The 10603-nt window shown below is 71.1% G+C and carries 10 protein-coding genes; all 10 read right to left on the bottom strand.

Going from position 1 to position 10603, the window contains the following annotated elements:
• Nucleotides 1–326: 326 nt before the first annotated feature.
• The 10 genes from tyrS to argC all read right to left on the bottom strand — a co-directional run bounded on the left by tyrS (nt 327) and on the right by argC (nt 10534).
• On the bottom strand, nt 327–1595 hold the full coding sequence (gene tyrS / locus ABZU76_RS43665) for a tyrosine--tRNA ligase (protein WP_220241943.1): 1269 nt from the start codon (nt 1593–1595) through the stop codon (nt 327–329).
• Between the two features lie 32 nt (nt 1596–1627).
• Nucleotides 1628–2272 carry a DNA-3-methyladenine glycosylase gene (locus ABZU76_RS43660; RefSeq protein WP_354881891.1) on the bottom strand — a complete coding sequence of 215 codons (645 nt, stop codon included), beginning with the start codon at nt 2270–2272 and terminating at the stop codon, nt 1628–1630.
• A 77-nt stretch (nt 2273–2349) separates the two neighbouring features.
• Complete coding sequence (gene argH / locus ABZU76_RS43655; RefSeq protein ID WP_354881888.1) at nt 2350–3765, bottom strand: argininosuccinate lyase; 1416 nt, start codon at nt 3763–3765, stop codon at nt 2350–2352.
• A 25-nt stretch (nt 3766–3790) separates the two neighbouring features.
• Entirely contained in the window at nt 3791–4783 is a 993-nt protein-coding gene (locus tag ABZU76_RS43650; RefSeq protein WP_354881885.1) for an argininosuccinate synthase domain-containing protein, read from the bottom strand.
• Nucleotides 4780–5280 carry an arginine repressor gene (locus tag ABZU76_RS43645; protein WP_220241947.1) on the bottom strand — a complete coding sequence of 167 codons (501 nt, stop codon included), beginning with the start codon at nt 5278–5280 and terminating at the stop codon, nt 4780–4782. The genes ABZU76_RS43650 and ABZU76_RS43645 overlap by 4 nt, the downstream gene beginning before the upstream one ends.
• Nucleotides 5277–6203: an ornithine carbamoyltransferase gene (argF, locus tag ABZU76_RS43640; protein WP_220241948.1), complete on the bottom strand. Its 927-nt coding sequence runs from the start codon at nt 6201–6203 to the stop codon at nt 5277–5279. The genes ABZU76_RS43645 and argF overlap by 4 nt, the downstream gene beginning before the upstream one ends.
• Entirely contained in the window at nt 6203–7408 is a 1206-nt protein-coding gene (locus ABZU76_RS43635) for an acetylornithine transaminase (RefSeq protein ID WP_354881880.1), read from the bottom strand. Before ABZU76_RS43635 ends, argF begins: the two co-directional genes overlap by 1 nt.
• Nucleotides 7405–8352 carry an acetylglutamate kinase gene (gene argB / locus ABZU76_RS43630; RefSeq protein WP_220241950.1) on the bottom strand — a complete coding sequence of 316 codons (948 nt, stop codon included), beginning with the start codon at nt 8350–8352 and terminating at the stop codon, nt 7405–7407. Before argB ends, ABZU76_RS43635 begins: the two co-directional genes overlap by 4 nt.
• The gene (argJ, locus tag ABZU76_RS43625; protein ID WP_354881877.1) at nt 8349–9509 is read right to left on the bottom strand and encodes a bifunctional glutamate N-acetyltransferase/amino-acid acetyltransferase ArgJ; all 1161 of its coding nucleotides are present in this window, start codon (nt 9507–9509) and stop codon (nt 8349–8351) included. The genes argB and argJ overlap by 4 nt, the downstream gene beginning before the upstream one ends.
• A complete protein-coding gene (gene argC / locus ABZU76_RS43620) occupies nt 9506–10534 on the bottom strand; it encodes an N-acetyl-gamma-glutamyl-phosphate reductase (protein WP_354881874.1) in 1029 nt (342 codons plus the stop codon). Before argC ends, argJ begins: the two co-directional genes overlap by 4 nt.
• Between the last annotated feature and the right edge of the window lie 69 nt (nt 10535–10603).

The raw sequence follows: 10603 nt of genomic DNA, 5'->3' as shown, positions 1-10603 counted from the left end.
CAATCTAGTTTTCTCAAAGGAACCTCATACGAGGTTACATATAAGCTCTACTGGCTTAGTTCACTAGCACACTGTTGAGTTCTCAAGCAACACACTTCAAGTCAACCCGCACTCAGTGCGCACCAACCATCGGCGTTGTTTCAAGCCTTTGTTGTTTGGGCCACCCACTCAATCGCCTGAGGCGAGAGCTTGGTTCGTGTCCCGGTGGCCGCCCGGTTTCCCTGGCGACTTGGAGAACTTTACATGGCCCGAAAGGGCCCGAAACAGGGGGGTACCTTAACCGCGTTCCCGCAGGTCAGAGCCCTGTTTCGGGCCGTCGGCCGGGATCAGCCGCCGAGGCTGACGCCGGCGATGTTCCGCTTGCCCTTCCGCACCACGAGCCAACGCCCGTGGAGCGCGTCGGAAGCGGCCGGCTTCCACTCCTCGTCGGCGATCTTCACGTTGTTCACGTACGCCCCGCCCTCCTTCACGGTGCGGCGCGCGGCGCCCTTGCTGTCCACCAGTCCCCCGGCGAGCAGCAGGTCGACGATCGTCGACTCGTCCGACGCCTTGCCGGTCGGGACCTCGGCCATCGCCGCGTCGAGCGTCTTCGCGTCGAGCTCACCCAGCTCACCGCGCCCGAACAGCGCCTGGCTGGCCGCGATGACCTGCCGCGTCTGGTCCTCGCCGTGCACGAGGTCCGTGAACTCCTGAGCGAGCCGCTTCTGCGCCGCTCGCAGGTGGGGCCGCTGTTCGGTGTCCTCGGCCAGCGCGTCGATCTCCTCCCGGGTGAGGAAGGTGAACATGCGCAGGTAGCGCATCACGTCGGCGTCCCCGACGTTCACGAAGTACTGGTACCAGGCGTACGGCGAGGTCATCTCCGGGTCGAGCCACAGGTTCCCGCCGCCGGTGGACTTGCCGAACTTGCGGCCCTCGGCGTCGGTGACCAGGGGCGCCGTCAACGCGTGCGCGCTGCCGCTCTCGACCCGCCGGATCAGGTCGACCCCTCCGACGAGATTGCCCCACTGGTCAGAGCCGCCGACCTGCAGCGTGCAGCCGTACTGCCGGTAGAGCTGCAGGTAGTCCTGCGACTGCAGCAGCAGGTAGCTGAACTCGGTGTAGGACATGCCATCGGACTCGAGCCGGCGCTTCACCGTCTCCCGGTTGAGCATCACGTTCACCGAGAAGTGCTTGCCGACGTCACGCAGGAACTCCAGCACGTTCTGCTGGCCGGTCCAGTTCAGGTTGTTCTCGACCACGGCGCCCGTCGGCGACTCGTCGAACTCGACGAACCGCTCCAGCTGCCCGCGGATGCGCCCCGCCCACTCGGCGACCACGTCGAGGGTGTTGAGCGTGCGCTCCCCCGTGTCGCGCGGGTCGCCGATCATGCCCGTCGCACCGCCGGCCAGCACGATCGGCCGGTGCCCGGCGCGCTGGAAGCGCTTGAGCATCAGCAGCGGGACGAGGTTGCCGGCGTGCAGGCTGGGCGCGGTCGGGTCGAAGCCGCAATAGAGGGTGAGGGGTCCCTGGTCGAGGTCTCGCCGTAATGCGTCGATGTCGGTGGACTGCGCGATCAGGCCGCGCCAGGACAGCTCGTCAAGGATGTGCTCACTCACACCTGTAGATCCTCCCGCACCAGGTCAAGCGACTAACCCGCGGGGCGCACCTGCCGCCGTTTGCCGCCGCGCCGGTAGGTGGACACGGCGGGCGAGCCGTCGACCCAGAACCGCCACGGCGTGTCGATCCCCGTGGCGACGCCGACGCGCGGACCGCTGCGGATCCGCTCGGGCGGCACGCGCTCCCCCACACGCAGCCGGACCGGCGAGGACGGGTCCGTGAGGTCCACGCCGTTCTGCGTGAGGTCGACACGCAGCACGGACGTGAGGATGGCGGGTCCCTTGGCGAGCTCGCCGTTCCCGCGGGCGTGGGGGCGCCGGGCGCGCACGATGTCCGCGCCCTGCACCACTTCGGCGGCGCGCAGGAGCACCCCGCCGGGCTCGTCGTCTTCCCCGCTGATGACGTTGGCGCAGAAATGCATGCCGTAGACGAAGTACACGTACAGATACCCGGCCGGGCCCCACATCAGGGCGTTGCGCGGGGTCTTGCCGCGGAAGCTGTGCGACGCCGGATCGTCGAAGCCGCGGTAGGCCTCGACCTCCACTAGCCGCACGCCGACGGTTCCGTCGGGCGCGTCGGCCTCGAGGACCGCGCCGAGCAGCAGGTGCCCCAGGTCGACCGGGTCCAGTGCCAGTTCCTCGCGCCGGAACAACCGGTCCACACGTGCTCCCCTCATTCCGCCCCAGCCTAACCGCCGGCTCCCGGGTGATCGGTCCGGCCGGGAAGCTCAGGCTCCCCGGCCGGTCCGGCGCGCTACTTCAGCCACTGCCGCACGGTCGTCACCCGGTCCACGAGGCGCTCGCGCTGCTCGGCCACGCGCTCGGGCGCCGTGCCGCCGCGGGCGTTGCGCGAACGCACCGACCCCTCGACGGTGAGCACCTCGCGTACCGCCGGCGTGAGGGCCGGGTTGATGGTGCGAAACTCCTCGTCGGTCAGCTCGTCGAGGCCGACGCCGCGGCCCTCGGCCACGCGCACGCTCTCCCCCGCCGCCTCGTGGGCCACGCGGAACGGCACGCCCTGACGCACCAGCCACTCGGCGATGTCCGTGGCGAGCGTGAAGCCGGCCGGGGCCAGCTCGGCCAGCCGGTCGGTGTGGAAGGTCAGCGTCGCGAGCATGCCCGCGATCGCCGGGAACAGGAGCTCCAGCTGCTCGACCGAGTCGAACACCGGCTCCTTGTCCTCCTGCAGGTCGCGGTTGTACGCGAGCGGCTGTGCCTTCAGCGTCGCCAGCAGTCCGGTGAGGTTGCCGATGAGGCGGCCCGCCTTGCCGCGCGTGAGCTCCGCGACGTCGGGGTTCTTCTTCTGCGGCATGATCGAGCTGCCGGTGGCCCACGCGTCGTCGAGGGTCACGTAGCCGAACTCGGCGGTGTTCCAGATGATCACCTCTTCGGCGATCCGCGACAGGTTCACCGAGAGCATCGCGACGGCGAACGCGAACTCCGCCACGAAGTCGCGTGAAGCGGTGCCGTCGATGGAGTTCTCCACGCTCGTGTCGAAGCCCAGCTCCGTGGCTACGGCCTCGGGGTCGAGGCCGAGCGACGAGCCGGCCAGCGCGCCCGAGCCGTACGGCGACTCCGCGGTGCGGGCGTCCCAGTCGCGCAGGCGGGAGACGTCGCGCAGCAGCGCCTGGCCATGGGCCAGCAGGTGGTGCGCGAGCAGGACCGGCTGCGCGTGCTGCAGGTGGGTACGGCCGGGCAGGACGGCCTCGGGGTGGCGCTGCGCCTGAGAAACGAGGGCGTCGACCACGTCGAGGGTGCCCGCGACCACGCGGCGCGCGGCGTCGCGCAGCCACATGCGGAACAGCGTGGCCACCTGGTCGTTGCGCGAGCGGCCCGCCCGCAGCTTGCCGCCCAGCTCCGTGCCCGCGCGCTCCAGCAGCCCGCGTTCGAGGGCGGTGTGCACATCTTCGTCAGCCACGGTCGGCGTGAACGCGCCTGAGGCCACGTCCTGCGCGAGCGTGTCGAGCGCCTCGAGCATGCCCGCCAGCTCCGCGTCGGTGAGCAGCCCCGCCTTGCGCAGCACGCGGGCGTGGGCCCGTGAGCCGGCGATGTCGTAGGGCGCCAGGCGCCAGTCGAAGTGGGTGGAGGCGCTCAGCGCCGCCATCGCCTCGGCCGGTCCGCTGGCGAACCGGCCGCCCCACAGGGCCACCGGCTGGTCTTTCGCGCTCACGTTCTGCCTTTCTGCCTCGGGCGTCTCACGACGCCCGGTGGGTCGGGTGGTCCGGGTGCTCCTGCCCGGTCAGGGGACGGTACCGCCGGCCGACGGGGCGCAGGTGCCTGCCGCGTCCGGCGGGCTCTTCGCCGCGGCGCCCGGTGACGACGGCGGTGCCGCCGTGGAACACCAGCCGGACGTCGCCGCAGACGTGCTCCTGGCTGTGCCGCACGAACGCGTCGAGCGGCTCGCGCAGCGGCGAGGACCAGAGCCCGTCGTGGACGAGCTCGGTCCAGCGCCGGTCGACCGAACGCTTGAACCGGGCCAGGTCCCGGTCCAGTGTCAGGTTCTCCAGCTCCTGGTGTGCGGTGATCAGCACCCACGCGCCGGGGGCTTCGTAGATCTCGCGCCCGAGGTCACAGCCGTCGGTGGCGAGGTCGAACCGGCCGACGCCGTGGGCGCCGGCGCGGTGCCCGAGCCGCACCACGGCCTCGGCCACGCTCACCGTCTCGCCGTCGACGGCCACGGGCACCCCGCGGTCGAACGTGATCACGGCTTCGTCGGGCGCGTCGATGTTGGCCGAGGCGTCCTCGGTGTACGCGAAGACGTCACCGGGTCCGTGCCACGGATCGGGGTCGCTGACCACGACGGCGCGGCCCCAGAGCGTGCGGTCGGCAGACAGCTTTCCGCGCTGTTCGCGTGGCCACACGACATCGGCGTTGCGCGCGCGGGCGATCGCGGTCACGTGCTTCTCGATCAGCGGGCGAGCCAGGGACCCCACGAGCGGATAACGGTCGTACAGCAACGCGTTGGCCTGCAGCGCGGGCAGGCAGTGCTCGTCGGCGAACTCGGCGCGCGCGTCGACCACGATCGACTCCGCCGCGCCGGCCGCCAGGGCCCGCTCACGCAGCGCCGTGAGGTCGACGTCGGCCGCGCCGAGGTCGACGGAGACCGTGACCACATCCGTCTCCCGCGCGAGGTCGGCCAGCGCGGCCGAGCCGGCAGGGCCACCGGCGTAGGCGAGGACGGTGGTCACAGCTCCTCGCCCTCCGCCGAGCGCCGGGCGAGCGCGGTGAACCGCTCCGCGAGATCCCGGCCGCTCAACGGTTCGCGAGCGATGACGGCCACCGTGTCGTCGCCGGCGATGGAGCCGACGACCTCCTCCAGTGCGGCGCGGTCGATCGCGCTCGCGAGGAACTGCGCGGCGCCGGGCGGCGTGCGCAGCACGGTGAGGTTGCCGGACGCGTCGGCCGAGACGAGCAGTTCCGCGAGCAGCCGGGACAACCGCGACGTACCACCCTGCACCCCGCGCACCGGGCTGCCGTCCTCGGGGATGACGTAGACCGGCGCCCCCGAGTCGGCGCCGCGCAGCTTCACGGCACCGAGCTCGTCGAGGTCGCGCGACAACGTCGCCTGCGTGACCTCGATGCCCTCGGCCGCGAGCAGCTTGGCGAGCTCGGTCTGGCTGCGGATGGCCATCGTGGACACCAGCTCCGTGATGCGAGCCTGGCGCCCGACCCGGCTGCCGGTCATCGCCCGCTCTGCTCGAACAACCAGACCAGCAGCGCCTTCTGGGCGTGCAGACGGTTCTCGGCCTCGTCCCACACCGCACTGGCCGGGCCGTCGAGCACCTCGTCGGTGATCTCCCAGCCCCGGTGCGCGGGCAGGCAGTGCAGCACGATGGCCTCGTCGGCCGCGCGCTTGAGCAGCTCGGCGTTGACCTGCAGCGCCCGGAACGGGCCGATGCGGTCGAGGCCGTCGTTCTCCTGGCCCATGGACGTCCAGGTGTCGGTGACCAGCACGTCGGCCCCCGCGACGGCGTCGTGCGGGTCGGTGAACACGGCCGCGCTGCCGCCGGTCTCGGTGCCGCGGTGCTTCGCGTCGAGCATCACCTGCTGGTCGGGCTGGAAACCCTCGGGCGAGACAACGCGCACGTGCATGCCCGCGGTCACGCCGCCGAGCAGCAGCGAGTGGGCCATGTTGTTGGCGCCGTCGCCGAGGTACACCAGTGTCAGCCCGGCGAGCTTGCCTTTGCGCTCGCGGATGGTCATGAGGTCGGTGAGGACCTGGCACGGGTGGAACTCGTCGGTGAGCGCGTTGACGACCGGCACCGACGCGACCGACGCCATGGAGTCGATGCGCTTCTGCGCGAAGGTGCGCCACACGATGCCGTCGACGTAACGCGACAGCACGCGCGAGGTGTCCTCGATGGTCTCCTCGCGGCCCAGCTGCATCGACCGGCCGTCGACGATCACCGGGTGCCCGCCGAGCTGGCTGATGCCGACCTCGAACGAGAAGCGCGTACGGGTGGAGTTCTTCTCGAAGATCGCCGTGACCGTCTTGCCGGCCAGGATCTTGTTGCCGAGCGGGTCGGCCTTGAGCGCGTCGGCGAGGTCCAGGAGCGCGGCCTGCTCGGCGGGGCTGACGTCGTCGTCGCGGAGGAAGTGGCGAGGCATCAGTTCGGATCCTTCGTGGTGGTGGAGTCGAGCGCGTCCGGGAGTGCGGTCAGGAAGGCCTGGGCCTGCTCGGCCTCGAGCACCAGCGGCGGGGCGAGCCGGATGGTGTCCGGTGCGACGGGGTTGACGAGGTAGCCGGCTTCCTGCACGGCCTTGGCGACCGCCGCGGACACCGGCTCGCGCAGCGTGATGCCGAGCAGCAGCCCGGCGCCGCGCACACCGCTGACGAGCGGGTGCCCGAGCGCCTCGACGCCGGTCGCGATGTCCTTGCCCAGCGAGGAAACGTGGTCGAGCAGGTTGTCGCGCGCGATCGTGCGCAGCACGGCCAGCCCGGCGGCGCAGCAGACCGGGTTGCCGCCGAACGTGGTGCCGTGCTGGCCCGGCTTCAGCAGCTCGCCCGCCGCGCCGATGCCGATCACGGCGCCGATCGGCAGCCCGCCGCCGAGACCCTTCGCGAGCGTGATGATGTCAGGGACGATGCCCGTCTGCTGGAAGGCGAACCAGGTGCCGAGCCGGCCGATGCCGGTCTGCACCTCGTCGAGCACGAGCAGCGTGCCGGTCGACTTGGTGATCTCGCGAGCCGCCTGCAGGTAGCCGTCGGGCGCGGGGATCACGCCGGCTTCGCCGAGCAACGGCTCGAGGAACACGGCGGCGGTGTCGGTGTCGACGGCCGCGCGCAGTGCTTCGACGTCGCCGAACGACACGTGCGTGACCCCGGGGACCAGCGGTGCGAACGGTTCGCGCTTGCCCGGCTGGCCGGTGAGCGACAGCGACCCCATCGTGCGGCCGTGGAACGCGCCCTCCGCCGCGACGACCTTGGTGCGGCCGGTCAGACGGCTGATCTTCAGCGCCGCTTCGTTGGCCTCGGCGCCGGAGTTCACGAACAGGACCTTGCCCTGGCCGGTCAGTCCCGCGACGTCGAGCAGCGCCTCGGCGAGCTCCAGCGCGACCGGGTTCACGTACAGGTTCGACGTGTGGCCCAACGTCGCGATCTGCTCGGAGACGGCGCGCACCACCTCGGGGTGGGCGTGGCCGAGCGCGTTGACCGCGATGCCGCCGACGAGGTCGAGGTACTCGGTGCCCTCGGCGTCCCACACCCTCGCGCCCTCGCCGCGGACAAGCGTCAGCCCGGGGGTGCCGTAGTTGTCCATCAGGGCCGACTGCCAGTGCTGCCGGCTCGCCTCGTTCGAGGTCGGGGTGGTCACGGGAGCTCCGTTCCTGTGTTTTCCGGGTAAAGGGTGGGCTCGGGGTAAACCATCGTGCCGACGCCGCGGGAGGTGAAGACCTCCAGCAGCACGGAGTGGGCGAGGCGCCCGTCGATCACGTGGGCGCGGTGCACGCCGCCGCGCACCGCGCGCACGCAGGCTTCCATTTTCGGGATCATGCCGCTGGCCAGCTCGGGCAGCATCTTCTCCAGGCGGTCGACCTGGATGCGGTCGATCAGCGACGAGCGGTCGGGCCAGTTGGCGTAGAGGCCTTCCACGTCGGTGAGCACCACGAGCTTCTCCGCGCCCAGCGCCGCGGCCAGCGCGCCCGCGGCGGTGTCGGCGTTGACGTTGTGCACCACGCCGTCGATGTCGGGCGCGACCGTGGACACCACGGGGATGCGCCCGGCGTTGACGATGTCGAGCACCGCGTCGGGGTTCACCGCGGCGACCTCGCCGACGAGGCCGATGTCGACCTGTTCACCGTCCACAGTGGCCTGTTTGCGCTCGGCGGTGAACAGGCGCGCGTCCTCGCCGGAGATGCCGACGGCGTACGGGCCGTGGGCGTTGATCAGGCCGACCAGCTCGCGGCTGACCTGCCCGACCAGCACCATGCGGACGATGTCCATCGTCTCGGGCGTCGTCACGCGCAGACCGCCCTTGAACTCGCCCTCGACGCCGAGCCGGGTGAGCATTGCGGTGATCTGCGGTCCCCCGCCGTGCACGACCACGGGGCGCAGGCCGGCGAGGCGCAGGAACACCATGTCCTGCGCGAAGGCCGCCTTGAGGGTGTCGTCGATCATGGCGTTGCCGCCGTACTTCACCACCACGGTGGCGCCGTGGAACCGCTGCAGCCACGGCAGCGCCTCGATGAGCACCCCGGCCTTCTCGGCCGCCGTCTCGAGCCTGTCGTCCGCGGAAATCAGGTCCTCCGTGCCGGTCATGAGGAGTAGGCGCTGTTCTCTTCGACGTAGCCGTGGGACAGATCGGTGGTGTAGATCGTGGCCTCGGCCGAGCCGACGCCCAGATCGACGACGATCTCGATGGCGCGCCCCGACAAGTCGGCGGCCGAGCGGTCCGCGGCGGTGGTGCCGGACGCGAACAGCGTGACGCCGTTGATCGTGATCGACACCGTCTCGGGGTCGATGCGCGCGGGCGCGCGGCCGAGCGCCATGGCGATGCGGCCCCAGTTGGGGTCGGAGCCGAACAGCGCCGTCTTCACGAGGTTGTCCTCGGCGATCGTGCGGGCGACCACCACGGCGTCGTCCTCGGACGCGGCGCCGCGCACCGTGACATCGACGTCCTTGGTCGCGCCTTCGGAGTCGGCGCGCAGTTGCAGCACGAGGTCGTGGGCGACGGCGGTGAGCTGCTCGGTGAGCTCGGCCTCCGTCGGCTCGACCCCGCTCGCGCCGGACGCGAGCGCCAGTACTGTGTCGTTGGTGGACGTGCCGCCGTCGACGTCGAGCCGGTCGTAGGTGACGCGGGTGGCGGCGCGCAACGCGCGGTCGAGAACTTCCTTGTCCGCCACGGCATCCGTGGTGAGGACAGACAGCATCGTGGCCAGGTTCGGCGCCAGCATGCCGGCACCCTTGGCGAAGCCGCCGACGCTCCAGCCGGCGTCGTGCTTCGCAAACGCTTGCTTCGGCTTGGTGTCGGTGGTCATCACGCCGGACGCCGCGTTCAGGCTCGCCTCGGCGCTCGCGTCGAGCGCCTTCACGGCACTGTCCACACCGGACAGCACCGCGGCCATGGGGAGCCGCTCGCCGATAAGGCCGGTGGAGCACACCGCTACCTCGATCGCGCCGAGGTCGAGGACCTCGGCGACCTTCTCCGCGGTCGCGTGCGTGTCCTGGAACCCGCCCGGGCCGGTCGCTGCGTTGGCGCCGCCCGAGTTGAGCACGACTGCCTTGAGCTTCTGCTGCTTCAGGACTTCCTGCGACCACAGCACGGGCGCGGCCTTGATCACGTTGCGCGTGAACACGCCCGCGGCGACGTCGAGCGGGCCGTCGTTCACGACGAGCGTGAGGTCGAGCGCGCCGGAGGCCTTGATGCCTGCGGCGACGCCGGCGGCGCGGAAGCCCTTCGGGCCGGTGACGGTCACGGTGCCACTCCCACGGTGGAAAGTCCGGTGGTCTCGGGGAATCCGAGCGCCAGGTTCATCGACTGGACGGCACCGCCCGCGGTGCCCTTGGTGAGGTTGTCGATCGAGCAGATCACGACGAGCCTGCCCGCGTCGGCGTCCACGCCCACCTGGAGCTGGACGTTGTTCGACCCGAGCGTCGAAGCCGTCGCCGGCCACATACCCGCGGGCAGCAGCTGCACGAACGGTTCGGCGTCGTAGGCCTTCTCGTACACCTCGCGCACGGTGTTCTCGTCGATGTCGCCGATCAGCGGCGCCGTCGCGGTGGTGAGGATGCCGCGTGGCATCGGGGCGAGCACGGGCGTGAAGGACACGGTCACCGGCTTTCCCGCCACACCGGAGAGGTTCTGGGCGAATTCGGGGGTGTGCCGGTGCTTGCCCGCCACGCCGTACGCGCTGGCGGATCCCATGACCTCGGACCCGAGCAGGTTCGGCTTGAGGCTCTTGCCCGCGCCGGACGTGCCGGTGACCGCCACGACCGTGACGTCGGGCTCGACCAGGCCCGCGGCCAGCGCCGGGGCGAGGGCGAGCGAGCCGCCGGTCGGGAAGCAGCCGGGGACGGCGACGCGCTTGGTACCCACGAGCTTCTCGCGCGCGCGGGGCAGCTCGGGCAGGCCGTAGGGCCACTGCCCGGCGTGCTCGCCGCCGTACCAGCGCTGCCAGTCGGCCGGGTCGGCCAGCCGATGGTCGGCGGCGAGGTCGACCACGAGCACGTCGGGTCCGAGCTGCGCCGCGACCTCGGCCGAGTGGCCGTGGGGCAACGCGAGGAACACGACGTCGTGGCCGGCCAGCGTCTCCGCTGTCGTCTCGGCCAGCACGCGCCCGGCCAGGGGCGCGAGGTGCGGCTGGTGCGTGCCCAGCAGCGTCCCCGCGCTGCTCGCCGCCGTCAGCGCACCGATCTCGACTTCCGGATGGGTCAGCAACAGGCGCAACAGTTCACCGCCCGCGTAGCCGCTCGCGCCGGCCACCGCGATCTTCACCGTCATACGCATGATTATGCACGACCATGCAATTTCAAACAAACAGGATTCCGCTGGGCCAAGTGTGTTTCCTGC

Source organism: Amycolatopsis sp. NPDC005232, assembly GCF_040607795.1.
Classification (GTDB): Bacteria; Actinomycetota; Actinomycetes; order Mycobacteriales; family Pseudonocardiaceae; genus Amycolatopsis.
This window is presented reverse-complemented; position numbering and strand designations above follow the sequence as displayed.